23 protein-coding genes and 1 pseudogene are annotated in these 24,706 nt (G+C 73.6%); 15 read left to right on the top strand and 9 right to left on the bottom strand.

What is annotated here, in order from left to right; genetic code table 11:
• Positions 1–169 precede the first annotated feature (169 nt).
• The 6 genes from ACI790_RS07600 to ACI790_RS07575 all read left to right on the top strand — a co-directional run bounded on the left by ACI790_RS07600 (position 170) and on the right by ACI790_RS07575 (position 7,379).
• Positions 170–1,645: a uracil-xanthine permease family protein gene (locus ACI790_RS07600; protein ID WP_456569183.1), complete on the top strand. Its 1,476-nt coding sequence runs from the start codon at positions 170–172 to the stop codon at positions 1,643–1,645.
• Between the two features lie 243 nt (positions 1,646–1,888).
• Complete coding sequence (locus ACI790_RS07595) at positions 1,889–2,758, top strand: FAD binding domain-containing protein (protein ID WP_456569182.1); 870 nt, start codon at positions 1,889–1,891, stop codon at positions 2,756–2,758.
• Positions 2,755–3,270 (top strand): (2Fe-2S)-binding protein, encoded by a 516-nt coding sequence (locus ACI790_RS07590; protein WP_456569181.1) that lies wholly within the window; start codon positions 2,755–2,757, stop codon positions 3,268–3,270. The genes ACI790_RS07595 and ACI790_RS07590 overlap by 4 nt, the downstream gene beginning before the upstream one ends.
• A 64-nt stretch (positions 3,271–3,334) precedes the next feature.
• On the top strand, positions 3,335–5,758 hold the full coding sequence (gene cutA, locus ACI790_RS07585) for an aerobic carbon-monoxide dehydrogenase large subunit (protein WP_456569180.1): 2,424 nt from the start codon (positions 3,335–3,337) through the stop codon (positions 5,756–5,758).
• The gene (locus ACI790_RS07580; protein WP_456569179.1) at positions 5,755–6,435 is read left to right on the top strand and encodes a CoxG family protein; all 681 of its coding nucleotides are present in this window, start codon (positions 5,755–5,757) and stop codon (positions 6,433–6,435) included. Before cutA ends, ACI790_RS07580 begins: the two co-directional genes overlap by 4 nt.
• 113 nt (positions 6,436–6,548) lie before the next feature.
• Entirely contained in the window at positions 6,549–7,379 is an 831-nt protein-coding gene (locus ACI790_RS07575) for an SDR family oxidoreductase (RefSeq protein WP_456569178.1), read from the top strand.
• 21 nt (positions 7,380–7,400) lie between these two features.
• Here ACI790_RS07575 and ACI790_RS07570 read toward each other — a convergent pair whose 3' ends face one another.
• Positions 7,401–7,526, bottom strand: a complete 126-nt coding sequence (locus ACI790_RS07570) for a hypothetical protein (RefSeq protein WP_456569177.1) — start codon at positions 7,524–7,526, stop codon at positions 7,401–7,403.
• 219 nt (positions 7,527–7,745) lie between these two features.
• Positions 7,746–8,300, bottom strand: a complete 555-nt coding sequence (locus ACI790_RS07565; RefSeq protein ID WP_456569176.1) for a hypothetical protein — start codon at positions 8,298–8,300, stop codon at positions 7,746–7,748.
• Between the two features lie 83 nt (positions 8,301–8,383).
• On the opposite strand from ACI790_RS07565, the gene ACI790_RS07560 reads away from it, so the two are divergent.
• A complete protein-coding gene (locus ACI790_RS07560; RefSeq protein ID WP_456569175.1) occupies positions 8,384–8,644 on the top strand; it encodes an MMPL family transporter in 261 nt (86 codons plus the stop codon).
• A gap of 41 nt (positions 8,645–8,685) precedes the next feature.
• On the opposite strand, the gene ACI790_RS07555 is transcribed toward ACI790_RS07560, so the two are convergent.
• On the bottom strand, positions 8,686–9,819 hold the full coding sequence (locus ACI790_RS07555) for a serine hydrolase domain-containing protein (protein ID WP_456569174.1): 1,134 nt from the start codon (positions 9,817–9,819) through the stop codon (positions 8,686–8,688).
• Positions 9,820–9,997: 178 nt separating this feature from the next.
• Here ACI790_RS07555 and ACI790_RS07550 point away from each other — a divergent pair, with 178 nt between their 5' ends.
• Positions 9,998–10,639: an NAD(P)-dependent oxidoreductase gene (locus ACI790_RS07550; protein ID WP_456569173.1), complete on the top strand. Its 642-nt coding sequence runs from the start codon at positions 9,998–10,000 to the stop codon at positions 10,637–10,639.
• An 11-nt stretch (positions 10,640–10,650) separates the two neighbouring features.
• On the opposite strand, the gene ACI790_RS07545 is transcribed toward ACI790_RS07550, so the two are convergent.
• Entirely contained in the window at positions 10,651–11,559 is a 909-nt protein-coding gene (locus ACI790_RS07545; protein WP_456569172.1) for a GGDEF domain-containing protein, read from the bottom strand.
• 168 nt (positions 11,560–11,727) lie between these two features.
• On the opposite strand from ACI790_RS07545, the gene ACI790_RS07540 reads away from it, so the two are divergent.
• Positions 11,728–12,936 carry a globin domain-containing protein gene (locus ACI790_RS07540; RefSeq protein WP_456569171.1) on the top strand — a complete coding sequence of 403 codons (1,209 nt, stop codon included), beginning with the start codon at positions 11,728–11,730 and terminating at the stop codon, positions 12,934–12,936.
• A gap of 64 nt (positions 12,937–13,000) precedes the next feature.
• On the opposite strand, the gene ACI790_RS07535 is transcribed toward ACI790_RS07540, so the two are convergent.
• Complete coding sequence (locus ACI790_RS07535) at positions 13,001–14,080, bottom strand: alkene reductase (RefSeq protein WP_456569170.1); 1,080 nt, start codon at positions 14,078–14,080, stop codon at positions 13,001–13,003.
• A gap of 121 nt (positions 14,081–14,201) precedes the next feature.
• Complete coding sequence (locus tag ACI790_RS07530; RefSeq protein ID WP_456569169.1) at positions 14,202–16,073, bottom strand: ABC transporter ATP-binding protein; 1,872 nt, start codon at positions 16,071–16,073, stop codon at positions 14,202–14,204.
• Between the two features lie 182 nt (positions 16,074–16,255).
• On the opposite strand from ACI790_RS07530, the gene ACI790_RS07525 reads away from it, so the two are divergent.
• The 3 genes from ACI790_RS07525 (at position 16,256) to ACI790_RS07515 (ending at position 17,967) form a co-directional block, all read left to right on the top strand.
• Complete coding sequence (locus ACI790_RS07525; RefSeq protein WP_456569168.1) at positions 16,256–16,804, top strand: hypothetical protein; 549 nt, start codon at positions 16,256–16,258, stop codon at positions 16,802–16,804.
• 64 nt (positions 16,805–16,868) lie between these two features.
• Entirely contained in the window at positions 16,869–17,285 is a 417-nt protein-coding gene (locus tag ACI790_RS07520; RefSeq protein WP_456569167.1) for a MarR family winged helix-turn-helix transcriptional regulator, read from the top strand.
• A 115-nt stretch (positions 17,286–17,400) separates the two neighbouring features.
• A complete protein-coding gene (locus ACI790_RS07515; RefSeq protein ID WP_456569166.1) occupies positions 17,401–17,967 on the top strand; it encodes a DUF421 domain-containing protein in 567 nt (188 codons plus the stop codon).
• On the opposite strand, the pseudogene ACI790_RS07510 reads toward ACI790_RS07515, so the two are convergent.
• A pseudogene (locus tag ACI790_RS07510) lies at positions 17,968–18,534 on the bottom strand (peroxiredoxin family protein); the annotation flags it as partial.
• Positions 18,535–18,727: 193 nt separating this feature from the next.
• Between ACI790_RS07510 and ACI790_RS07505 the strand changes: the two are divergent.
• Together ACI790_RS07505 and ACI790_RS07500 are read left to right on the top strand one after the other, a co-directional pair.
• Positions 18,728–20,800: a hydantoinase/oxoprolinase family protein gene (locus tag ACI790_RS07505; protein WP_456569165.1), complete on the top strand. Its 2,073-nt coding sequence runs from the start codon at positions 18,728–18,730 to the stop codon at positions 20,798–20,800.
• A complete protein-coding gene (locus tag ACI790_RS07500) occupies positions 20,797–22,668 on the top strand; it encodes a hydantoinase B/oxoprolinase family protein (RefSeq protein ID WP_456569164.1) in 1,872 nt (623 codons plus the stop codon). The genes ACI790_RS07505 and ACI790_RS07500 overlap by 4 nt, the downstream gene beginning before the upstream one ends.
• 61 nt (positions 22,669–22,729) lie before the next feature.
• Here the strand turns inward: ACI790_RS07500 and ACI790_RS07495 are convergent, their stop codons facing one another.
• On the bottom strand, positions 22,730–22,906 hold the full coding sequence (locus ACI790_RS07495; RefSeq protein ID WP_456569163.1) for a hypothetical protein: 177 nt from the start codon (positions 22,904–22,906) through the stop codon (positions 22,730–22,732).
• 175 nt (positions 22,907–23,081) lie between these two features.
• The gene (locus ACI790_RS07490; protein WP_456569162.1) at positions 23,082–23,561 is read right to left on the bottom strand and encodes a DnaJ family domain-containing protein; all 480 of its coding nucleotides are present in this window, start codon (positions 23,559–23,561) and stop codon (positions 23,082–23,084) included.
• 104 nt (positions 23,562–23,665) lie between these two features.
• Between ACI790_RS07490 and ACI790_RS07485 the strand changes: the two genes are divergently transcribed.
• On the top strand, positions 23,666–24,676 hold the full coding sequence (locus ACI790_RS07485; protein WP_456569161.1) for an ATP-dependent DNA ligase: 1,011 nt from the start codon (positions 23,666–23,668) through the stop codon (positions 24,674–24,676).
• Positions 24,677–24,706: the final 30 nt, after the last annotated feature.

The following is a 24,706-nucleotide window of genomic DNA, read 5'->3' as shown; positions in this document are numbered from 1 at the left end:
CGACAGATCTCTCAGCGGTGAAGTATCGACATCTCCCCGCAATAACGATTTAGCACTGAGGTACTTCCGCCCACGGTGCGAGCCGTGCCACATTGACGCCTCTCGCTGCGCCGACATCCCTGTCGACCAGCACCGGCACGAATCGCACGTGCACGTCGAGGAGGCACTCATGGCGTTCGGGTGGAAGCTCTACGGGGACGGCAAGACCCCCCCGCTGGGAGAGGCCGTCGCCCCTGACGAACGCCTCTCCTGGCCGCGCACGGCCGGCATCGGGGCGCAGCACGTCGTCGCGATGTTCGGGGCGACGTTCGTCTTCCCGATCGTCATGGGGCTGGACCCCAACCTGGCGATCATGATGAGCGGTATCGCGACGATCATCTTCCTGCTGATCGTCAAGAACCAGGTACCGAGCTACCTGGGCACCAGCGCCGCCTTCGTCGGCGGCGTGGCCGCGATCCGGGCCAACGGCGGTGACTCCAGCGACGTCGTCGGCGCCCTGCTGGTCGCCGGCGTGGTGCTCGCGCTCGTCGGCCTGGTGATCCACTTCTCCGGCCTCGGCGTCATCAACAGGGTGCTGCCGCCGGCCGTGACCGGCGCGGTGGTCATGCTGATCGGCTTCAACCTGGCCCCGGTGGCGGCCGGGGTCTACTGGCCGCAGGACCAGTGGGTCGCGCTGGCCACGATGACCTTCGTCATCGTCGCCTCGCTGGCGCTGCGCGGCTTCATCGCCCGCATCTCGATCCTGCTGGGGCTGATCTTCGGCTACCTGCTGTCGATCCTGCTGGACGCGACGGCCGGCCAGATCACCTCGGTCGACGGCACCGGCGCGGTGTCCACCCGCGACCGGATCAACTTCGAGTCCGTCGGCGCGGCGGACTGGTTCGGTCTGCCGGACTTCACCGCACCGTCGTTCTCGATCAACTTCAGCCTGCTGGTGATCCCGGCCGTCATCGCCCTGGTCGCGGAGAACGCCGGTCACGTCAAGGCGGTCGCCGAGATGACCAAGCGCGATCTCGACCCCGTCATGGGCCGCGCGGTCTTCGCCGACGGCTTCGCGACCGTGGTCGCCACCTCGGTCGGCGGCTCGCCGACGACCACCTACGCCGAGAACATCGGCGTCATGGCCGCGACCCGCGTCTACTCGACCGCCGCCTACTACGTGGCCGCGCTCGTGGCGATCCTGCTGGGTCTGATCCCCAAGTTCGGCGCACTGATCAACATCGTGCCGGGTGGCGTGCTCGGCGGCATCACGGTCGTCCTCTACGGGATGATCGGCCTGCTGGGCGCCAAGATCTGGAAGGAGAACCGGGTCGACTTCGCCAACCCGATCAACCTGGTGCCGCTGGCCGCCGGGATCATCATCGGGATCGGCAACGTGACCCTGGTCTTCTCCGACGACTACGTGCTCAACGGCATCGCGCTGGGCTCGATCGTCGCGGTGGTGGCATGGCACCTGGCCCGCTGGCTCGCCCCGGCCGACATGAAGGCCGCGCTGCTCCGCGAGGGCACCCACCCCGCGACCGGCAGCACGCTCGGCCACGGGCCCGGCGACGACGTGTCCGCGGACCCGTCGTCGGTGGACGAGGTCGGCCGCCCCGGCGTGCTCGGCGGCTCCACCCCCGGCCGGGACTCGCACAACCGGTAGCCCGACCGCTGCACCGCACCCCGCCGTCCCCGGCGTCCGGACGAGGTCTCCCGACCCCGTCCGGGCCCGGGGACGGCGTGCGTCCGGGGTCGGATCGCCGGGACCGCGCGGTACCGGCTCCGGGCCGTTCCGGACGGCCGTCGGCAACCCGCCGAAGTTTTAGCGCTGAGGTACTTTCGCCCGCCTCCGGCCGGTGACAGAGTGAGTTCACCGCAGCCGCTCGCACGGAGGTGACCGCAGCCGGTGAAGCCCGCCCCCTTCCGATACGCAGACCCAGGCTCCCTGGACGAAGCACTCGAGGTGCTCGCCGAGGAGGGCGCCAAGGTGCTCGCCGGGGGCCAGTCGCTCCTGCCGCTGCTCTCGATGCGCCTCGCGGCGCCGGCCACGCTGGTCGACATCAACGGCGTCCCCGGCCTCGACGCCGTCGACGTCACCGACGACGGCGTCACCGTGGGCGCGCTGGTCCGCCACCACGCGCTCCTGCACGACGACGGCGCCGCCCGGGTCCAGCCGCTGCTGGCGCGGGCGACGGCGAACGTCGCGCACCCGGCGATCCGCAACCGCGGCACCACCGTCGGCTCGATCGCGCACGCCGACCCGTCGGGCGAGATGACGTCGGTGCTCGCGCTCACCGACGGCACGGTCACGGTGGCGAGCGCCGCGGGAACCGAGACCGTGGGCTGGCGCGACTTCTTCGTCGGCCCGCTGGAGACGTCGATCGCCGGCCCCGCCGTCGTCACCTCCGCCTTCTTCCCGGCGCTGCCGGCGCGCTCCGGGACCGCGTTCCAGGAGGTCGCCCGGCGCAAGGGCGACTACGCCGTCTGCGGCGCCGGCGTCGTCGTCACGCTGGACGCCGACCGGCGCGTGGCATCCGTCCGCGCCTCCTACGTCTCGGTGGGCTTGACCCCCGAGGTGCACGACCTGACCGAGGCCGTCGCCGGGTCGCCGGTGGAGAAGGCCGACTGGGCCGCCGCCGGAGCACTGGCGCGCACCCTGGTCGACCCGGACACCGACATCCACGCCAGCGCCGACTACCGGCGCCTGCTGGTCGGCGTGCTGACCGAACGCACTCTGGCCGAGGCTGCCGCCGAGGCCGCTGGGAGGGCCGCATGACCAGTGTCGACACGGAGCGGAGGATCACCGTCACGGTGAACGGTGTTCCACGTGAAGCCACCGTCCCGGTGCGCCGGCTGCTGTCCGACGCGCTGCGCAACGAGCTCGGGCTGACCGGCACCCACGTCGGCTGCGAGCACGGCGTGTGCGGGGCCTGCACGGTGATCGTCGACGGCGCCCCGGTGCGCTCGTGCCTGATGCTCGCCGTCCAGGTGGACGGGGCGGAGGTGCGCACCGTCGAGGGGCTGGCGCGCGAGGACCACCAGGGCGGCCAGGTGCTGCACCCGGTGCAGGAGGCCTTCCGCGAGTGCCACGCCCTGCAGTGCGGGTTCTGCACGCCGGGCTTCATGATGACGATCGCCGCGGGGCTCGAGGGCCGGGACAACTCGGTGGAGGTCTCCGAGGAGGAGGTCGACGAGATGGTCAGCGGCAACCTCTGCCGGTGCACCGGCTACGCCAACATCAAGAAGGCCGTGCACCACGCCGCCGCCGCGATGAAGGACGACGCCTGATGACGCTTTTCCGCGGAAACCCACCGCACTCCTCCGCGAGCACCCGGGGAACGGAGGGCCAGCGGTGACGACGAAGCTGTTCGGGGAGCCGGTCCGCCGGCGCGAGGACGCCCGGCTCATCACCGGCAAGGGCCGCTACCTCGACGACATCGGGTCGAAGGCGCTCGCCGCCGCCTTCGTGCGCAGCCCGCACGCGCACGCCCGCGTCACCGACATCGACGTCGACGCCGCCCTCGAGGTCGAGGGCCTGGTCGCCATCTACACCTACGAGGACCTCACCGGCCCGATGGCCGAGCCGATGCCGGTGCTCATCCCGCACCCGCAGCTGCACTCCCCGCGCACCGGTTTCCCGCTGGCCAACGGCGAGGTGAACCACGTCGGCGAGGCGGTCGTCATGGTGGTGGCCACCGACCGGTACGTGGCCGAGGACGCCGCCGAACGGATCGTCGTCAGCTACGAGGAGCTGCCGGTGGTCGTCGGGGTCGACGCCGCGCACGAGGCGGCGGCCACCGTGCACGACGACGTCCCCGACAACGTGGCGGCCCGGCACCACCAGGAGACCGGCGACGTCGAGCCGGTGCTGGCCGCGTCGCCGCGCACGCTGAGCTTCACGCAGTACATCGAGCGCAGCGCGTCCATGCCGATGGAGGGCAAGGGCGTGCACGCGCGCTGGGACGCCGACGACCGGTCGCTGCGGGTCTACACGAGCACCCAGGCGTCGACGTCGGTGCGCGCGGCGATCGCGGCGAAGCTGGAGCTGTCGGTGGACACGGTCGAGGTCGTCGCCCCCGACGTGGGCGGCGGCTTCGGCGTGAAGATCATGCACCCGTGGCCGGAGGAGCTGCTGGTGCCGATGGCGGCGATCGCGCTGGGTGCCGAGGTGAAGTGGGTCGAGGACCGCCGCGAGCACTTCATCTCCTCGGCGCACGAGCGGCAGCAGCGCCAGGAGATCACCGTCGGGTACGACGACGACGGCCGGATCACTGCGCTCGACGTCCACGTGCTGCACGACAACGGCGCGTACACCCCCTACGGGATCATCGTCCCGATCATCACCGCCACGCAGCTGGTCGGCCCGTACGCGCTGCCGGTCTACCGGGTGCGCGTGGACAGCGTCTACACCAACACCGTCATCGTGACGCCGTACCGCGGCGCCGGGCGGCCGCAGGCCTGCTATGCGATGGAGCGGACGATGGACCGCATCGCCGACGAGCTCGGGCTCGACCGGGCCGTCGTCCGGGAGCGGAACCTGATCCAGCCCGACCAGTTCCCCTACGACCACCACCTGACGTTCCAGGACGGCCGGCCGGTCATCTACGACTCGGGCGACTACCCGGGGCTGCTCGACAAGCTGAAGACGCTGGTCGGCTGGTCGGAGGCCGACCGACTGCGGAACGAGGCGGCGGCGCGGGGGAAGCTGCTCGGCATCGGGATGGCGATGTACGTGGAGGGCACCGGGCCCGGCCCGTACGAGGGCGGGCACGTGCAGGTGCTCGGCAGCGGCAAGGTGCTGGTCTCGACCGGCCTGACCTCGCAGGGGCAGGGGCACGAGACGGCGTTCGCGCAGATCGTCGCCTCCGAGCTCGGGGTGCCGATCGAGGACGTCGAGGTGACCACCGGCGACACCCGGCGCTTCGGCTACGCCGTCGGCACGTTCGCCTCCCGGGCCGCGGTGATGAGCGGCAACGCGATCGCGCTGGCCGCCCGCGGCGTGAAGGAGAAGGCGCTGCGGATCGCGGCCGAGGCACTGGAGGCCGCCCCCGAGGACCTGGAGATCGAGGAGGGCGTGGTCCAGGTGAAGGGCGTGCCCGGCACGTCGATCCCCCTGCGCACGGTGGCGGTGCTGTCGAACCCGCTGCGGTACGCCTTCGACGAGGCGGCCAAGCAGGCGACGCAGTTCGCCGGGGCGGGCGACGACTCGAAGCCGCCGGTGGCGCCCGGTGACGCGCCGGGGCTGGAGCACCGCGACTACTACTCGCCGATCCGGTCGACGTTCGCCTCCGGGGCGCACGCGGCGATCGTGGAGATCGACCCGGCGACGTGGGAGATCGAGATCGCGAAGTACGCGGTGGTGCACGACTGCGGCAACGTGGTGAACCCGATGATCGTCGAGGGCCAGGTGCAGGGCGGCGTCGCCCAGGGCGTGGGCGGGGCGCTGTACGAGCGGATGGCCTACGACCCCGACGGGCAGCTGCAGAACGCCTCGTTCATGGACTTCCTGATGCCGTACGCGTCGGAGGTCCCGGACATCGACATCGACCACCAACAGACGCCGTCGCCGCTGAACCCGCTGGGCATCAAGGGCGCCGGCGAGGCCGGCGTCATCCCGGGGACGGCGGCGATCGCCTCGGCGATCGAGGACGCGGTGGGACGGCGGATCGCCTCGATGCCGATCTCGCCCACGGAGCTGTACGACCTGGTTCGGAACGACTCGTCGGAGATGACCGCCGCGGCGCAGCGCCGCGCGGGGACTGGAGTGATGGCGTGAAGCTCGACGGCTCTGCGGTTCTGCACGGCGACCCCGAGCAGGTGTGGGCCGTGATCACCGACCCGGCCGTGCTGGCGCGGACGATCCCGGGCTGCGAGACGCTCGAGCAGGTCGGCGACGACGAGTACAAGATGAACGTCTCCGTCGGCGTCGGCGCCATCAAGGGGACGTACGCGGGCGAGGTCCGCCTGGCCGACAAGCAGCACCCGACGTCGTACGTCATGCACGCGTCGGGCGCCGGTGCGCCGGGCAACGCACGCGCTCAGGTGACGATCACCCTGGCGCCGGCCGACGAGGGCACGACCAACCTGACCTACTCGGCCGACGCCGTCATCGGCGGACCGGTCGCAGGCGTGGGCCAGCGGATGATCACCGGTGTCGCCAAGCGGATGGCCGGCCAGTTCTTCAAGGCGATCGACGGCGAGCTGACCGGCGCCGCGGTGCCGGCGGCCGCCGCTCCGTCGGCCGCTGCGGTGAGCTCGACGGCGGCCCCGGCCGCTCCCGGGGAGCCGGCCGCCGCTGCTCCCGCTGCCGCGCCGGCGGTCTTCGCCGGCAAGGCCGGCGTTCCGGCGGGAACGCCCGGCGACGTGCAGACGCTCGCGCTGGGCGCCGTCGGCGGCGCCGTGCTGACCCTGATCGGCGTCCTGGTCGGCTACCGCATGGGCCGCCGGGCGTAACGGTGCGGGCCGGGGCGGTGGCGTCGGTCACCGCCCCCGCCGGCGGGCGCGGGGAACAGGACCGGGACACGAGGCGCTGACGAGCGCGGACGCCCGACGAAGGAGATCTCCGCATGCCCAGGACCTGGTTCATCACCGGTGCATCCCGCGGCTTCGGCCGCGAGTGGTCGATCGCTGCGCTGGAGCGCGGTGACGACGTCGCCGCCACCGCCCGGGACACGGCCAGCCTCGACGGCCTGGTGCAGCAGTTCGGCGACAAGGTCCTGCCGATCCAGCTCGACGTGGACGACCGCGACGCCGTCTTCGCGGCCGTGCGGGAGGCGCACGACCGCTTCGGCTCGCTGGACGTCGTCGTCAACAACGCCGGCTACGGCCAGTTCGGCATGGTCGAGGAGATCAGCGAAGCCGAGGCCCGCGCCCAGTTCGACACCAACGTCTTCGGCGCCCTGTTCGTCACCCAGGCCGCGTTGCCGTACCTGCGCGCCCAGGGGTCGGGGCACATCCTGCAGGTCAGCAGCATCGGCGGGATCAGCGCGTTCCCGAACATCGGCATCTACAACGCCTCGAAGTGGGCGCTCGAGGGCTTCAGCCAGTCGCTGGCCGCGGAGGTCGCCGACTTCGGCATCAAGGTGACGATCATCGAGCCCGGCGCCTACTCCACCGACTGGGGCGGCACCTCGGCCAGGCACGCCACCCCGGAGCCGGCCTACGACGCCTTCCGCGAGAAGGCCGCCGAGCAGCGGAAGGCCCGCGCCGGCAACCCGGGCAACCCGCTCGCCACGCGCGAGGCGGTGCTCCAGCTCGTCGACGCGAAGAACCCGCCGCTGCGGATCTTCTTCGGCGACGGCCCGCTGGCGATCGCCACCCGCGACTACGAGTCCCGGCTGGCCGAGTGGCGCGGCTGGGAGCCGCTCTCCGTCGCCGCGCACGGCACCAAGGGCTGAGCCGCCGCCGGGTACACCTGGCTAGGCGCCGAGCAACCGCCGGGTCTGCCGCCCGCGGGCGACGAGCGAACCGTCCTCGTTCCGCAGCTCGACGCCGTCGATCGCCACGTCGGCGTGGCACCACACGGTCCGCTGGTCGACCCGCACCCACGCCCCGGGCCGGGCACCGGGCCCGCGAGGTGCGCGGTCAGCTCGACCGCCGGCATCGCCGCCGGCACGGGTGCGGACGGCGAACAGCGACGGCGGCAGCGAGCCGGGGCACGGCCCGCTGCCCCGCTGACCTCCACCCTTCAGCGATGTGCGCTGATGCGCGGTTCTACGCCCCGGACCTCGGCGCCAGCGCACAACGTCGACGAGGTCGGGCGCTCAGGGCAGGCGGCCGGTGGCCCGCAGCTCGACCGCCGTCAGCACCTCCCAGCGGATCGCCGAGCTGCCCGGCCGGATCACCCGCCAGTAGCGGTCGAACCGCCGCCGGGTCGCGGCGTCGGTCGACATCACCCGGGTCTCCGAGCTCAGCTCCGTGCCGCCGTCCCGGGGCGTCAGCCGGAAGTCCATCGCGGCCTTCACCCAGCCGCGCTGGGTGAACCGGCGGAACGCGTGCGCGTCGAGCGCCGGCCCGTCGTCGCCGCCGGCCGGCCGCCAGGCCTGCAGCGCGCCCCCGTACACCACCGACGACGGCGCCTCGGAGCCCAGGAGCGGCACCGGCAGGGCGTCGAGGAACGGCCGGTCGTGCAGTTGGCCCAGCCCCCGGCCGGAGAGCACCACCGGCAGGAACCGGGCGGCGCCGAGCGCCAGCGTCACCGGTAGCCCGGACAGCCGCACCCCGTGCAGCGCGTCCCAGACCACCGACGGCGGAGCCGCGATCCACCGCGCCTGCCGGGTCACGTGCTCCGGCCGCGGCAGGACGTCGTCGAGATCCACGGCGGCTACCTTTCCCGCAGCGCCGGCGGGCACGCATGGATCCTGCGGCGGTCAGGCCTCGCGGCGGCGCTGATCATGGGTCGGTGTTCGGCGGCTTCGTCCTCGGCCACGACGCGACCATCGAGAGCATCGGCTTCGCGCTCGCCTTCGGCGTGCTGGTCGACGCCTTCGTCGTCCGCATGGCGATCGTGCCGGCGGTCGTGCCCCTGCTCGGCACGGCCGCCTGGTGGCTGCCGCGCTGGCTGGACCGGGCCCTGCCCGACTCGACATCGAGGGGCGCCGCCCTCGAGCGCGCCACGTCGGCGCCCCCGGCCGAGCAGGAACTGGTTCCCGCGCAACGCTGAGCTGCGGAGGGCCCCCGACGTCGTCCGGGGGCCCTCCCGCGTCAGCCCAGGGCGTCGTAGACGGCGCGGACGTACGCCTCGCTGCGCGGCGAGCCGATCAGCCCGGCGCCCATCTTGTTCATCATGTAGCTGATCGTCAGGCCGCGGTCGAGGTCCAGCACGACCAGCGAGCCACCCCAGCCGCCCCAGAAGAAGGTCCGGCCCGACGGCACGTAGGGCACGACCGGTGAGCCCAGGCAGAAGCCCATCCCCCACCGGAACGGCTCCCCCAGCACCAGGTCCACGCCGTCGGCCTGCTGGTCGAACACCATCTCGACCGTCTCCGGGGACAGCAGCCGCATCCCGCCGACCTCGCCGCCGAGCGACAGGACCCGCAGCGCCGTCATCACGCCGCGCGCGTTCGAGTGCCCGTTGAGCGCGCCCAGGTCGGCGGCCCGCCACGGCGCCGAGTTCGCCGCCTTCGCCGACGCCGTCGGCCCGGTGAAGGTCTTCACGCTCACCGACTCGGCGTCCAGCGTGCGCGGGTCGACGTCGGGACGCGGCGGGGGCACCACCGGCGCGATCCGGGAGACCTCCGACTCCCGCGCCCCGATCTGGAAGTCCGCCCCCAGCGGGTCGGCGACGTTGTCGGCGACGAACTTCTTGAACGTCGTGTTCGTGATCCGCCGGATGACCTCGCCGACCAGGTGCCCCTGGTTGTTGGCGTGGTAGCCCGACGCGGTGCCCGGCTCCCACCACGGCCGCTGCTGGGCCAGCCGCTCGGTGGCCGAGGTCCAGTCGTACATGTCGCGGATGGAGAACGGCTGCTCCCAGCCGGAGACGCCGGAGGTGTGCGACAGCAGGTGCCGCACCTGGACGTCCTTCTTCCCCTTGGCGCAGAACTCCGGCCAGTAGTCGCCCACCGGCGCGTAGAGGTCGAGCTCGCCCCGCTCCACCAGCAGCAGCGCCGACAGCGCCAGCACGCACTTGGTCGTGGACCAGACGTTGACGATCGTGTGCTCCGACCAGGGCTGGGTGCGCGCCTCGTCGCGGTAGCCGCCCCAGAGATCGACGACGGTCTCGCCGCCCAGGTCGACGGCGATCGACGCGCCGAGCTCCTCGCCGTCCAGCTGCTCCGCCAGCGCCTCCCGCACCCCGGCGAACCGCTCGTCGCACCTGCCGTGGACCTCGGCCATGAAACCTCCCCGTCGTCGCACCGGCGATCGCCGCCTGCCCCGATGAGACCACGGACACACTTCCCGCCGGGACCGGGGACCGCCAGCGCGCGGTGGAACGCCCGGTAGTGGAATGCTCAACCACTCGAGCCGGTTATCCGCCCGGAAGCATCGAGACGAGCGGCACGGAGGCATCGACATGGCACGGATCGGCGTGTTCGGCGGAACCGGTTACGCGGGAGGCGCACTCGTCGCCGAGGCGGCCCGACGGGGTCACGCGGTCACCTCCTACAGCCGTAGCCTCCCCGAGCAGCGGGTCGACGGCGTCGAGTACGTCGCGGGGTCGCTGCTGGACGAGGACACCCGGCGCGCCGCGCTCGAGGCGTCCGACGTCGTCGTGGTCGCCGTCGCCCCGCGCGGGGACATGGCCGGCTCCGTGCGCGGCGGCATCGCCGCGCTGGCCGCCGAGGCCGAGCGGGCCGGCGTCCGCCTGGGCGTCGTCGGGGGCGCCGGGTCGCTGCACGTCACCGAGGGCGGACCGCGGCTGTTCGACACCGACGGGTTCCCGGCCGAGTACCGCCCGGAGAGCCTGGAGATGGCCGACGCCCTGGACGACCTGCGGGCCACCGGCACGCTGGACTGGTTCTACGTCTGCCCGCCGGCGGCCTTCGGCGCCTTCGCGCCCGGCGAGCCGCAGGGCACCTACCGGGTGGGCGACGACGTGCTGCTGACCGACGAGCAGGGCGAGTCGTTCATCGGCGGGGCCGACTTCGCCCTCGCCCTGGTCGACGAGATCGAGCGGCCGGCGCACCGCCGGGCGCGGTTCACCGTCGCCTACTGAGCACCGGGGACTCAGGAGGGGCGTGCCGTCCGCCGCCGCTGGGAGCTCTTCGCCCCGTACATGGCGCGGTCGGCGCGGGCGATCACGTCGTCGGCCTCCTCCCCCGGGCGCCCCACGGTCGCGCCCACGCTCATCCCGATCACCAGCGGCCCGGACGGCCCGGGGAACGGCACGCCCAGCCGGGCGACCACGCGGCGGGAGAGCTCGGCGAGCTCCGCCTCGCTGCCCCGGGGGCAGAGGATGACGAACTCGTCGCCGCCGAACCGCGCCACCAGGTGCTCGGCGCCGGTCACCTCGACCAGGCGGGCGGCCGCCTCGGCGAGCAGCCGGTCGCCCACTCCGTGCCCGTACCGGTCGTTGACCGCCTTGAACTCGTCGAGGTCGCAGAAGAGGACCCCGCAGCCCCCCGCCGCGAGCCAGGTCCCGAGCACGTCGAACAGCGCCCCCCGGTTGGCGACGCCGGTGAGCAGGTCGGTCCGCGTCTGCTCGTGCAGCCGGGCCTCGCGGGCCCGGTCGTCGGTGACGTCGAGACCGACGCAGGCGATCCCGTAGGGCCGCCCGTCATCGTCGAACAGGACGGTGTTGCGCATGGTCACCCGGCGCAGCTCGCCCCGGGCGTCGATCCAGTCGGCCTCCTGCGGGTTGGCCGTGCCGCTGGCCATCGCCCGCCGCACGGCGTCCTCCGCGTACGGGACGTCGTCCGGGACCACCCACACGTCGACGAACCGCCGCCCCCGCAGCGCTTCGCCGTCGTGGCCGGTGAAGCGCTGCAGGGCCGGGTTGCTGAGCACGATGCGGCCCTCGGCGTCGATGATGCACAGCAGGGCGTCGACCGCCTCGACGAAGGCGTGCGCCAGCTGCACCTGCTGCAGGTCGGGGCCCGCGTCGTCCCGCGGGGACCACCCTCCCTGCGCAGACATCAGGCTCCACTCCCGGCGGTGATCGCACGGATCCGTTCCGTACGCGGAGCCGTGAAGACGCGGCGAAGCGACGCATCGGGGCTCCTTCAGGAGCTGCCCCGCCACCCCCGGGTGCCTAACGTGGATCGGGGAACCAGTACGCCGAGAGACCAGCGGGAAGGAATCCGCATGCTGTCCGAGAGGTCCACACCCGTCATCCAGGCGACGCTGCCGGTGGTGGCCGAGAACATCCAGGAGATCGCCCGGCGGTTCTACGCGCACCTGTTCGGCGAGCACCCCGAGCTGTTCGACGGCACGTTCAACCGCGGCAACCAGGCCGAGGGCACCCAGCAGGTCGCGCTGGCCGGGTCGGTGGCCGTCTTCGCCAGCGCCCTGGTCAACCACCCCGACCGACTGCCCGAGCACCTGATGAGCCGGATCGCGCACAAGCACGCCTCGCTGGGCATCACGCCCGCGCAGTACCAGGTCGTGCACGACAACCTGTTCTGGGCGATCGTCGACGTGCTCGGCGACGCGGTCACGCCCGAGGTGGCCGCCGCCTGGGACGAGGTCTACTGGCTGATGGCCAACGCGCTGATCAACCAGGAACGCGGCCTCTACAGCGCCCGCGGCGTGCGGGCGGACACCGTCTGGCGGCCGTGGGAGGTCGCGGAGAAGTCCAAGGAGACCGACGACGTCGTCACCTTCCGGGTGCGGCGGGTCGACGACCGGCTGGTCAAGACCTCGCTGCCCGGCCAGTACGTGACGGTGCGCCCGGTCATGCCCGACGGCGTCCGCCAGCCCCGGCAGTACAGCCTCACCAGGGCCGACGACGGCGAGCACCGCCAGTTCTCCGTCAAGCGGGTGCACGGCGGCGACAAGCCCGACGGGGAGGTCTCCAACCTGCTGCACGACACCGTGGACGTCGGCGACCGGCTGGAGCTCTCCGTCCCGTTCGGCGACGTCGTCCTCGACGACTCCGGGCGCCCGGTGGTGTTCGCCAGCGCCGGCATCGGGATCACCCCGATGGCCGGGATGCTCTCGCACCTCGCGCACGCCGGCTCGGGCCTCGACGTCCGGCTGTGGCACGCCGACGTCGACGAGAGCTCGTGGGCGCTGCGGCAGCAGGTCGTGGACGACGTTCGGAAGCTGGCCAACGCGTCGGCGCACGTCTGGTTCGAGCAGGGCGCGGACTGCTCGCTGCCGGTCGACGGCGTGCACGCGGGGCAGATGAGCCTCGAGGACGTCGAGCTGCCGTGGGGCGCCGTCTACTACCTGTGCGGCCCGCTGCCGTTCATGCAGGCGCTGCGCAGCGCGCTCATCGACCGGGGCGTCCCGGCGAAGGACATCCAGTACGAGGTGTTCGGCCCCGACCTGTGGCAGGCCGACCTGGACTGAGCGCGGCCGCGGGCGGCGCGCTCGTCGGAGCCCGGGAGGGGCTCCGACGAGCGCACCCGGTGGATCAGCGCGCGGCGGCCAGCACGGGGTAGTCGATGTACCCCTCCGGTCCGGGCGCGTAGAAGGTGAGCGGGTCGGGCTCGTTCTCGGGGTGCTCGCCCTGCCACCGCTCGACCAGGTCGGGGTTGGCCAGGACGGGGCGCCCGACGGCAACGGCCTCGGCGTGCGACTCGTCGATCAGCGCCAGCGCCTCCGCGCGGGTGGTCACGGTGCCGAAGCCGCTGTTGGCGATCAGCGGCCCGCCGAACCGGCGGCGCAGCTCCTGCACCAGGTCCCCGGCAGGTTCCACGTGCAACACGCTGAGGTAGGCCAGGCCCAGCGGGCGCAGCCCGTCCATGAGCGCGCCGTAGGTGGCGAGGACGTCCGCGCGGTCGGTCTCCAGGGCGTCCTGGATGTTGTGCTCCGGCGAGATCCGGATGCCGACGCGGCCGGCGCCGATCGCCGCGGCCACGGCGGTGGCCACCTCGACGACGAAGCGGGCGCGGTTCTCCGGGCTGCCGCCGTAGACGTCGTCGCGCTGGTTGGACGCCGGCGACAGGAACTCGTGCAGCAGGTAGCCGTTCGCCGCGTGCAGCTCGACGCCGTCCAGGCCGGCCGCGACGGCGCGCTCGGAGGCGGCGACGAAGTCGGCGATCGTCGCGCGCGCCTCCTCGGTGGTGAGCGCGTGCGGCACCGGGAAGGCCTTCTTCACGCCGCCGCCGACGTGCACCTCGCCCCGGATCGCCAGCGCGCTCGGCGCGACCACCCGGGTGCCGGTGAGCTCGGGGTGGGAGACCCGGCCGCCGTGCATGACCTGCATGACGAGGCGGCCGCCGCGGGCGTGCACGGCGTCGGCGACCTGCCGCCAGCCCTCGACCTGCTCGTCGGTGACGATGCCCGGCTGGCCGGCGAAGGCGCGGGACTCGTCGTTCGGGAAGGTGCCCTCGGTGATGATGAGGCCGACTCCGGCGCGCTGCGCGTAGTGCTCGACGACGATGTCGCGGGGGATGCCGGCGCGGCCGGAGCGCATCCGGGTCAGCGGGGCCATGACGACGCGGTTGGCGAGCTCGAGCTCACCGAGCCGCACGGGGGAGAACAGGTCCATGCCGGGCGCAACCGGGCCGGGTGCGACCGGATTCCGGGGAGCGGCCCTCGTCACTTCCCCGCGCACCCGCACCGACCTCGCGGACGGGCGGACGGGCGGCTGGACGGGCGGTCGCGAGCGGTCAGCCGGCCAGGACGGCGTCCCGCTGCGCCATGCCGGCCAGCCGGGCGTACCGGCCACCGAGGGCCAGGAGCTCTTCGTGGGTGCCCTGCTCGGCCACCTGCCCGGCGTCGAGGACCAGGATCCGGTCGGCGTTCCGCACGGTGGAGAGCCGGTGCGCGATGGTGATCGTCGTCCGGCCCCGGCCGGCCTCGTCCAGCGCCGCCTGCACGGCCCGCTCGGTCTCGTTGTCCAGGGCGCTGGTCGCCTCGTCGAGCACCAGCACCCGCGGGTCGCGCAGCAGCGTGCGGGCGATGGCCAGCCGCTGCTTCTCCCCGCCGGAGAACCGGTGCCCGCGGGCACCGACCACGGTGTCGTAGCCGTCGGGCAGCGCGGCGATGACCTGGTGCACCTGGGCGCGGCGGGCGGCGTCGACCAGCTCGGCGTCGGTGGCGCCGGGCCGGGCGTGCAGGAGGTTCTCCCGGACGGTGCCGTGCAGCAGATAGGTCTCCTGGGAGACGACGCCGACGACGCGGGCGAGGTCGGCCAGCGTCACCCGCCGGACGTCGATCCCGTCGATCAGCACCCGCCCGGTGGTGGGGTCGTTGAGCCGGGCCACCAGCGAGGCCAGCGTGCTCTTACCCGAGCCGGTCTCGCCGACCAGCGCCAGCGTCGAGCCGGCCGGCACGGTGACGTCGACGTCGGTCAGCGCGGGCCGGACGCCGTCGGGGTAGCGGAAGCCGACGTGCTCGAAGCGCACCTCACCCCGCGCGGAGCCGGCGCCGAGCGGGACCGGGTCGGCGGGGTCGGCGATGTCGACGGGCAGGTCGAGGTACTCGAACACCCGGCTGAACAGCGCCATCGAGGCGGTCAGCGAGACGCCGATGTCCAGCAGCTGCATCAGCGGGCGGAACAGCGCGCCCTGCAGCGTGGTGAAGGCGACGAGGGTGCCGATGGTCATGCCGCCCGACGTCGCCGGCAGGCCCGCGGCCAGGTAGATCAGCGCCGGGATGCCGGCGAAGACGATGCTCATCGTCGCCATCCGCCAGCGCCCGGCCAGCTGCGAGCGCACCTCCAGGTCGACCAGGAACTCCGACGTCCCGGCGAACCGCTGCGACTGCGCCGGCCCCGCGCCCAGGGTCTTGCCCAGCAGGACGCCGCTGACGCTCAGCCCCTCCTCGACCTGCGAGTGGAGATCGGCCAGGTGCCGCTGGCGCTGGGCGGTGATGGCGCGGCGCATGCGGGCGACCCGGCGGGTGAGCCAGACCGCCGGTGGCAGCACGACCAGCGACAGCAGGGACAGCCGCCAGCTGAGCACCGCCATGGCGACCACGGTGCCGATGACCGTGGTGGCGTTGGAGGCGAACGACGTCGCGGTCGAGGTGACCACCGACTGCATCCCGCCGATGTCGTTCATCAGCCGGGACTGGACCTCGCCGCCCTTGGTGCGGGTGAAGAAGCCCAGCGACTGGCGCTGCAGGTGGGTGAAGACCGCCGTCCGCAGGCGGTGCATGACCCGCTGGCCCACGGTGGTGGACAGCCAGGTCTGGACGACGCCGAAGACCGCCGTCACCACCGTGACCGCGAGCATCCCGCCGACGGCCCAGAGCAGCAGCGGGACGTCCTGCTCGGGGATCGCCTCGTCGATGACCAGCCGGATGAGGAACGGGGTGGCCAGCGCGACGGCCGAGGAGGTCACGATCAGCGCGACCACCACGGCCAGCTGCCACCGGTAGGGGCGGAACAGCGCGGCCACGCGGCTCCAGCGGACGGGGGAGCGCTCGAGCTGGGCGCGGTCGGCCGGGTCGGGTCTGCGCCCGGCGTTGCCGCCGCCACCCCCGCCCGGGCCACCGCCGCGGCCGCCGCCCATCGCCATCTCGCTGATGTCCGCCACCTCTCCGGTCGTCAGTTGCTGAGGTTACCTCACCATGCGGTGCCCGCAGTTCTTCCGCCGCTGTTCCACGGGGTCGTTAACCGCATGTCGATCGGGTGACGTTCACCCGATCGGGGCAACCGTGCAGCGCGGACCGGGAAGGAAGAGGCGACGCACCCGTCGCCGATCGAGGACCCCGCCCCATGACCCAGCCCCGCCCCTCGGGCGCCACCGCCGCAGGCGAGAAGAGCCGGCTGCTGTGGCCCTGGCTGCTGCTGGCCGCCCTGATCACCGGAGCGCTCGGCTGGTGGCTCGTCGCGGCGCTGGCCGGCGGCGGCAATCGCGACGGCGGAGCGGTGCCCGGCACGTCCACCGCCCCGCCCGCCGCGCCTCCGGGCGCCGTTCTCGTCGGGGACCTCGACGCGCTCGCGCCGGACGTCGACCTGAGCGGGCACGTCGGCGAGCCGGTCGAGGGCGACGCCGTCGAGGTCCGGGAGGTCGTGGCGGACGAGGCGTTCTACGTCGGGCCCGAGGCCGGGCGGACGATCCTCGTCCGGCTGCAGACCGTCGCCGCCGCGGACGCCACCGGGTCCCCGTTCGAGGTCGAGGCGGGGGACACGGTGAGCTTCACCGGGACCCTCGAGCAGGTCGACGACCGGCTCCTCTCCGAGCTGCGGCTGCACGACGCCGCGGCGCAGCGGGAGGCCGGCGACTTCTACGTCCGGGTCGAGGACATCACCCGGACGCGGTGAGCCAGGCGAGTTGCTGAGGTTGCCTCATGATCCGGTTACCCCCGTTCGTCGCTACGCTGCGCCCGTGGCGGACGACGGGACCGGCGAGCTGGGCGACCTGCTGATGCGGGTGGCCCGCACGCAGCGCCGTCGCTGGCGGGACGCCCTCGCCCCCTGGGACCTCTCGCCGCACCAGGCCCGGGCGCTCCGGGTGGTCTGTGAGCGCGACGGCGTCCGGCTCTCCGACCTCGCCGAGTCCCTGCACATCGCACCGCGCTCGGCGACCGAGGTCGCCGACGGGCTGCAGGACCGCGGTCTGGTCGAGCGCAGCCCGGACCCCGGCGACCGCCGGGCGGTGCTGCTGCGGCCCACCCCCGAGGGCCGGCGCGTGCGCGGCGAGGTCGGGCGCGCCCGGGCCGCCGACTCCGCGGAGCTCTTCGCCCGCCTGGGTCCCGAGGACCGGGCGGCGCTCGCCCGGATCCTGCGCACGCTCGCCGACTGAGCCGTGCACCTGACGGGGCCCCTCCCGGGCCGGTGCGCCCGGCGTCTGCACGGCCGCGCCGCGGCAGCACCCCGAGAATGGGGCGGACCCGTCCGCCGCCGTCCGGGGAGGCCCGATGAGTGACCAGCTGGGGATCGACTGGGACACGGCCGGGCTGGTGGTCCTGACCACCGTGGCGATGTACCTGCTGCTGGTGCTCTGCGTCCGGCTCGTGGGGCAGCGCAGCCTCGCCACCATGTCCAGCTTCGACCTGGGGTGCGCGATCGCGCTGGGCGCGGTCGTCGGCCGCACCGTGCTGCTGCTCGATCCCACGCTGCTCACCGGCGCGATCGCCATGGCCACGCTGTTCGCGACGCAGACCGCGCTCGCCCGGCTGCGGCAGAGCCGGTGGGTCGACCGGCTGATGAACCGCCCTCCGGTCCTGCTCATGGCCGGGGACACCCCGTTGCGGGAGAACATGCGGGCCGCCCACGTCGCGGAGGACGAGCTGCGGCAGAAGCTGCGGCTGGCCGGCATCCGCAACCTCACCGAGGTGCGCTGCGTCGTCCTCGAGCGCACCGGGGCGGTGAGCGTGGTGCGCCGGACCGAGCCGCTGGACCCGTGGCTGTTCTCCGACGTCCCCGGTGCCGAGCGCCTCTGCGCGGCGGCGGAGGAGCCCGGCCCCCGGCGGACGTCGTCCTGACTACTGCCGCCCGGGTGGGTGCTCGGCGCGCCAGTCGTCGAAGGCGTCGAGGAACGAGACGGCCATCCGGTGCTCCGTCAGCACCTCGTCCCGGTCCTGCTCGTCACGCATCCGGTCGGCCAGCGCCAGGGTGTTGAACTTGATGGCGCGGAAGTAGGGGATGAAGGAGGCGGGCGTGAAGGCCCGCTTCGACGGCCGGGGCTCGACGCCCTCCGGTGCCCACGGTGCGGGCTGCTCCAGCGCCGGGAGACCCAGCCCCTCGAGCGCGGTCAGGAAGGGTTCGTCGTCGGTGCGGTCGGTGAAGTCGCGGGAGAGCTCGGCGAAAACCTCGGTTCCGTCCGGGGCGACGGCGACGACCACCGGCCGGAAGATGGCGGCGTCCTCGTCCCAGGCGCCCAGCGGCTTCGCCAGGCGAGCACCGTCCGGATCGCTCGCCCAGCGGAACGGGACGTGCCAGGTGCGGTCGAACGCCAGCTGCACCTCCGGGGGCTCGACCGACGCGAGGACGACCTCGGTGCCGGCTGCGGCGAGCCGGGGCAGGGACCGGGCCAGGCGGACCGCCTGGGCGCAGCAGTAGGGCTACCAGTCCCCGCGCAGTCCGACGAGGAGGAGGGCCGCACGGTCGTCGGACCGCAGCGCGAGCAAATCAGCGGTGTCCATCCCCCCACGGTAGGGAGCTGCCCCGGGAACCGCGACCGGCGGCACGCGAACTGGTCCCCGGCACTTCCCGCGCAGGTATCTCAGCGCTAAGGTTTCTGCCATGAGTGCCCGCCGCGTCCGCATCGGCATCGACACCGGGGGGACGTTCACCGACGTCGTCGCGGTGGACGAGGAGACCGGCGCGACGACCACCACCAAGACCCCGTCCACGCCCGCCGATCCGGCGGAGGGCTTCCTCACCGGCGTCCGCAAGGTGCTCGACCTGATGGGCCTGACCGGGGAGTCGGTCACCGCGGTCAGCCACGGCACGACGGTCGCCACCAACCAGCTGCTCGAGGGCAAGCTGGACCGGATCGGGTTCATCACCACCGAGGGCTACGAGTCGGTGCTGGAGATCGCCCGCCAGTCGGTGCCCGACGGCTACGGCAACAGCTACTTCTGGGTGAAGCCGCCGCGGATCGTCCCGGCAGACCTGGTGCGCAGCGTGCACGGGCGGCTGGACCACACCGGCGCCGAGGTGCGCTCCTTCGACGAGGACGACGCCCGCGCGGCCGCCCGGTTCTTCCGCGACGCCGGCATCACGACCATCGGCGTCTGCTTCCTGCACGCCTACGCGAACGACGCCCACGAGCAGCGAATGCTCGAGGTGATCCGCGAGGAGCACCCCGGCGCCGTGGTGAGCATCAGCTCGCAGGTGCTGCGCGAGTACCGCGAGTACGAGCGGTCGGTGACCACGCTGGTCGACGCCGCGGTCAAGCCGAAGGTCGGCGCCTACGTCACCAACATCCGCACCCGGCTGGACGAGATCGCGCCGGGCGTGCCGTTCTACGTGATGAAGAGCAACGGCGGCGTGCTGTCGGCCGCCGAGGTGGTGCACCAGCCGATCACCACGATGCTCTCCGGCCCGGCCGCCGGCGCCCTGGGCGCCGCGCTGATCGCCGGCACCGCCGGGTTCGACCGGGTGCTCACCTGCGACGGCGGCGGCACCTCCACCGACGTCACCGTCGTCATCGACGGGGAGCCCGCCCTCACCACCGAGGGCTCGGTCGGCGACTACCCGTCCAAGATCCCGATGATCGACGTCGTCACCGTCGGCGCGGGCGGCGGCTCGATCGCCTGGCTGTCGCCCGAGGGCACGCTGAAGGTGGGCCCGAAGTCGGCCGGTGCCGACCCCGGCCCGATCTGCTACCCGAACGGCGGCGACCAGCCGACGGTCACCGACGCGCACGTCGTCCTCGGCCGGATCCCCCCGCACCTGCTGGGCGGGGAGATCCCGCTGTCGGTGGACAGCGCCCGCGCGGGCCTGGAGCAGCTCGGCGGCAAGCTGGACCTCTCGCTGGAGCGCACCGCCACCGGCATCCTGGAGATCTCCGCCTGGAACCAGGCCAACGCGCTGCGCCAGGTGACGGTGGCCAAGGGCCTCGACGTCCGGGACTTCACGCTCACCACCTTCGGCGGCTCCGGCTCGCTTCTGGCCTGCCGGCTGATGGACATCCTGAACCTGCCGCGCACCCTGGTGCCGCCGAACCCGGGCAACGTCAGCGCCTTCGGGCTACTGACCGTCGACGTCCGCAACGACTACGTGCAGACCGTCGTCAGCAAGCACCTCGATCTCGACCTGGACCGGGTGCGCTCGGTCTACGCCGACCTGGAGGCGCAGGCCCAGACGGCGCTGGACGGCGAGGGCTTCGGCCGCGACGAGCAGCGCATGCAGCGGACGGCGGACCTGCGCTACGTCGGCCAGGCGTTCGAGGTGCGGGTGCCCGTCGCCGACGGCGAGCTCGACCGCGCCGCGGCCGAGGAGGTCGCCCAGGCCTTCCACGCCGCGCACCACCAGCTCTACGGCTACGACTTCGCCGACGACCCGCGCCAGGCCGTGGAGTGGGTGAACCTCCGGGTCAGCGGGATCGGGCCGATCCGCCGTCCCGACCTGGTGGAGCTCCCCGCCGGGGAGGGCGGGCCCGAGCGGGCCCGCACCGGCTCCCGCCCGGTCTTCTTCGACGACTGGGTCGACACCCCCACCTACGACCGACCCGGGCTCGCGCCCGGTGACGTCGTCCCCGGCCCGGCGATCGTCGAGGAGTTCGGCTCGACCGTCCCGGTCCACCCCGGCTTCGCCGCGACCGTCGACGCCTACGGCAACCTGCTGCTCACGAAGGAGACCGGCCGATGAGCCTCACCGACGGCACCGTCGCCGCCGACCCGGTCCTGGTCGAGATCGTCGCCGGCACCCTGGCGGCGATCGAGAAGGAGGTCGAGACCTCCATCGGCCGCACGTCGCGCTCGCCGATGATCCGCGACGCGCACGACTTCCGGGCCGGCATCCACGACCGGGAGCTGCGCAAGCTCACCGGCCGCTCGTACTCGGCACTGGTGCACCCGGTGGTGCGCGACTACCCGCTCGAGACGATGCACCCCGGCGACGTCTACTTCCACAACGACGTCTACCTCTCCGAGGGCGGGATCGGCCACCTGCCCGACCTCTGTGTGACCGTCCCGGTCTTCGCGCAGGTGGACGGCGCGGAGCGCGTCGTCGCCTTCGTGCAGGCGTTCGGGCACCACGACGACATCGGCGGCGCCGTGCCCGGCTCGATGCCGAGCGCGGCGACCAGCGTGTACGAGGAGGGCCTGATGGTCCCCCCGATCAAGCTGTGGGACCGCGGCGTGCCCAACGAGAGCGCGCTGAAGATCATGACCCGCAACTCGCGGATGCCCGACTCGCTGGCCGCCGACCTCGACGCCGAGTGCTCGGCCTGCCTGGCCGGCGCCCGGCGGCTGGGCGAGCTGTTCGACCGGTACGGCGTCGCGGCGGTCGAGGCCTGCTTCGACGCGATCCTGGACAGCTCCACCGAGATCTACCGGCGCGAGATCCTGTCGCAGATCCCCGACGGCACCTACGTCTGGGAGGACTACGCCGAGCACGACGGCGTCGAGGAGCCGCAGCTGCACCGGCAGCGGATCACGCTGATCATGGACTCCACCCGGGAGACCCCGCTGGTCATCGACTTCACCGGCACCGGCCCGCAGGCCAAGGGCCCGATCAACCACTGCGGCGACTACGCCGACGGCAACTTCCTGAAGAAGTGGCTGGCGCCGATCCTGCGCAACCTGGCCGAGAGCCCGGAGCGGATGGCCCAGCTCGACGTCAACGAGGGCGTCGTGCCGCTGATCGAGATGCGGTTCCCGGAGAAGGGCACGCTGCTCACGCCGATCTTCCCGGCGCCCACCAACGCCCGGACCTTCGTCATCCTGCGCCTGCTCGGCGTCCTCGCGGGCGTGCTCGCCAAGGCCACCGGCGGCCGGATGCCGGCCGACCAGGAGACGATCCGCTACACCGGCGTCTACGGCACCGACTTCGACGGCCAGCCGTACCTCATGCGCGAGGTGCTCGGCGGCGGCTCCGGCGGGCGGTACTACGCCGACGGCGAGGACACGATCCACGTCGTGCCCGACTCCCGGAACCTGCCCACCGAGTTCACCGAGGGGCGCTTCCCGCTGCGCGTGGAGCGGCTCGGCCTGGCGATGGACTCCGGTGGCCCCGGCCGCTACCGCGGTGGCTGCGGCTACGAGAAGCACATCCGGGTGCTCCGCGACGCGCACTTCATGTCGATCGCCGACCGCTCGATCCTCGCCTGCTGGGGCGTCAAGGGCGGCAAGGCCGGGCGTCCGTTCCAGATCACCGTCGACCCGGGCGGCCCCGACGAGCACGAGGTCGACGCGCTGGCCGACGCCGAGCCGTTGAAGGCGGGCACGGTGGTCCGCATCCGGACGACGGGCGGCGGCGGCTGGGGCGACCCGCTGGACCGGCCGGTCGAGGAGGTCCTGCGGGACATCGCCTGGCGCAAGGTGTCGGTGGACGGCGCCCGCGCGGACTACGGCGTCGTCGTGCTGGCCGACGGGACCGCCGACGAGGCCGCCACCGAGGCGCTGCGGGCGGAGCTGCGCGGCGCGCGGACCGGCGAGGAGCCGTTCTTCGACCGGGGCCCCGGCTACGCGACCCTCTCCGGCGGCGCGGCCTTCAACGAGTTCGACGTCCTGTAGGGGCTCCGCGGACAGTCCGTCTCTGCCCGGCACAGCTGGGCAGAGACGGACTGTCCGCAGATCAGGGAACGGGGTCGGTGCTCCCCGACGACGGCTTGGCGTCGTCGCCCGTGACGCCCTCGTCCCCCGTCGGGCGCGCCTCGTCGTCGACGTCCGCCATGTCCTCGGGGACGAGCGGGGTCTGCTCCTCCACGTTCTCGCGGGCCTGGTCGCGGTCGGTGCCGGGCACCTCGGTCATCGGGACCTCCTCGGGATGGGGTGCCCGTCCCCGTACCCGGAAGGCCGGCGGGCAGGCGCGCGTTCGCTGCCGGCGCACGCCGGGTCGCCGGTCGCCGTGCCGGACCGGCGGCATGGCCACCCGGGAGCTCGCCGCGCACGCGCGGGAGGCCGCCGCGGCAGACGACTGAGCCGGCTCAGGCCCGGCGGCGGCGCCACCAGGGACGCCGCGCGACCTCCACCACCGGGGGCGACGGCGGCGGCTCCGGTGGCCGGGCCAGCCACCAGCCGGCGACCAGCGCTTCGACGTCGGCCAGTCCGGGCACCGGCGCCCAGCGGCTCTCCTGCGGACGGCGCCAGAAGGCCTCGACGCGGGCGTTGTAGTCCTCGGCGAGCGCCCGGACCTCGGCCTCGGACCGCAGCCGTGCGGCGCGCTCGGGCAGCTGGTCGCGCTCGCGGCGCAGCGCCAGCCCGGGCGGCAGCATGGCGGCGGTCTCGACGCCCTCGCGCCGCGCCTTCGCCACGGCCCAGTCGTAGGCGTCCTGGGAGAGGGCCTCGCGCGGCAGCGGCCGGCCGGCGCCGGACAGGTTCTCGAAGTCCCCGCGCGCCATCCCGCGGGCGATCTGGTTGTCCACCCACGTCTCGAACGACATCCCGGTCGGCTTGCGGTCGGTCATCGCACCCCCGTTCCTCGCCCTCCCCATGGTGCACCGCCCTCCGAACGGGTGGCGCCCGCGCCCGCCGGGGTGCGCGCGGCGCGGCGGCCCAGCAGGCTGGGCGGGTGCCCCTGTCCGTCCCGGGTCTGCCCGGGCTGCCGCCCGAGCTGGCCGGGCCGGTCGCCGTGGAGCTGGCCAAGCCCGTCCGGGAGATCCCGGCCCCGGGTGCCCTGTCCGGTGGCTGCCGCTACGAGCCCAAGTGGGACGGCTACCGGCTGGTGATCGTGCGCGACCGGAGCGCCACCCGGCTGTGGTCCAAGCAGGGCCGGGACCTCACCGACCGGTTCCCCGACGTCGCCGCGGCCGCCCTGGCGCAGATCCCCGCGGGCTCGGTGGTCGACGGTGAGGTCGTCATCTGGAACGGCGACCGGCTCGACTTCGGGCTGCTCCAGCGCCGCATGGTGGCGACCGCCGGCCGCATCGCGGCCCAGGTGGCGGCCACGCCCGCCTCCTACGTCGCCTTCGACCTGCTGGCCGTCGGCGGCGAGGACCTCCGCGGTCGCACCCTCACCCGCCGCCGCGCCGCGCTCGAGCAGCTGGCCGGCCGGTGGGCGCCGCCGCTCCAGCTCTCCCCCGTCACCGCCGATCCCGCGCAGGCGCGCCAGTGGTTCGACGACTTCCGGCCGGCCGGCGTCGAGGGCCTGGTGGTGAAGGGGGCGGCCACCCGCTACGCCCCCGGCCGCCGGGAGTGGCTCAAGGTGAAGAGCTGGGAGACCACCGAGGTGCTCGCCGGCGGGGTGATCGGCTCCCTGGAACGGCCGAGCCAGCTGGTGGCCGGCCGCTACCGCGACGGCGAGCTGGTGGTCGTCGGCCGGACCGGTCCGCTCTCCCCCCGGCAGTCGGCCGAGTTGGCGGCCGTCCTGCGCCCGGCGGGCGCGGACCATCCGTGGCCCGAGCGCATCGGCACCGGCCGGTTCGGCGGCGGCCGGCTGTCGGTCCCGCTCACCCGCGTCGAGCCGGCGGCCGTCGTCGAGGTGAGCGCCGACGCCGCGCTGCAGGCCGGGGTGTTCCGCCACCCCCTGCGCTTCGTCCGGGTCCGCCCCGACCTCCGGCCCGAGGACCTGCCCCAGGTCTGAGCCGGCGCGCCGCATCCCTCCGGCGGGTGA

This window comes from Blastococcus sp. SYSU DS0539, from assembly GCF_054050855.1.
This window is presented reverse-complemented; position numbering and strand designations above follow the sequence as displayed.

Bases quoted from the DNA above. Each gene is read 5' to 3' on its own strand.
- ACI790_RS07600 (WP_456569183.1), top strand. From the start codon at position 170: ATGGCGTTCGGGTGGAAGCTCTACGGGGACGGCAAGACCCCCCCGCTG.
- ACI790_RS07590 (WP_456569181.1), top strand. From the start codon at position 2,755: ATGACCAGTGTCGACACGGAGCGGAGGATCACCGTCACGGTGAACGGT.
- ACI790_RS07575 (WP_456569178.1), top strand. From the start codon at position 6,549: ATGCCCAGGACCTGGTTCATCACCGGTGCATCCCGCGGCTTCGGCCGC.
- ACI790_RS07555 (WP_456569174.1), bottom strand. From the start codon at position 9,819: ATGGCCGAGGTCCACGGCAGGTGCGACGAGCGGTTCGCCGGGGTGCGG.
- ACI790_RS07550 (WP_456569173.1), top strand. From the start codon at position 9,998: ATGGCACGGATCGGCGTGTTCGGCGGAACCGGTTACGCGGGAGGCGCA.
- ACI790_RS07545 (WP_456569172.1), bottom strand. From the start codon at position 11,559: ATGTCTGCGCAGGGAGGGTGGTCCCCGCGGGACGACGCGGGCCCCGAC.
- ACI790_RS07540 (WP_456569171.1), top strand. From the start codon at position 11,728: ATGCTGTCCGAGAGGTCCACACCCGTCATCCAGGCGACGCTGCCGGTG.
- ACI790_RS07535 (WP_456569170.1), bottom strand. From the start codon at position 14,080: ATGGACCTGTTCTCCCCCGTGCGGCTCGGTGAGCTCGAGCTCGCCAAC.
- ACI790_RS07525 (WP_456569168.1), top strand. From the start codon at position 16,256: ATGACCCAGCCCCGCCCCTCGGGCGCCACCGCCGCAGGCGAGAAGAGC.
- ACI790_RS07515 (WP_456569166.1), top strand. From the start codon at position 17,401: ATGAGTGACCAGCTGGGGATCGACTGGGACACGGCCGGGCTGGTGGTC.
- ACI790_RS07505 (WP_456569165.1), top strand. From the start codon at position 18,728: ATGAGTGCCCGCCGCGTCCGCATCGGCATCGACACCGGGGGGACGTTC.
- ACI790_RS07500 (WP_456569164.1), top strand. From the start codon at position 20,797: ATGAGCCTCACCGACGGCACCGTCGCCGCCGACCCGGTCCTGGTCGAG.
- ACI790_RS07495 (WP_456569163.1), bottom strand. From the start codon at position 22,906: ATGACCGAGGTGCCCGGCACCGACCGCGACCAGGCCCGCGAGAACGTG.
- ACI790_RS07490 (WP_456569162.1), bottom strand. From the start codon at position 23,561: ATGACCGACCGCAAGCCGACCGGGATGTCGTTCGAGACGTGGGTGGAC.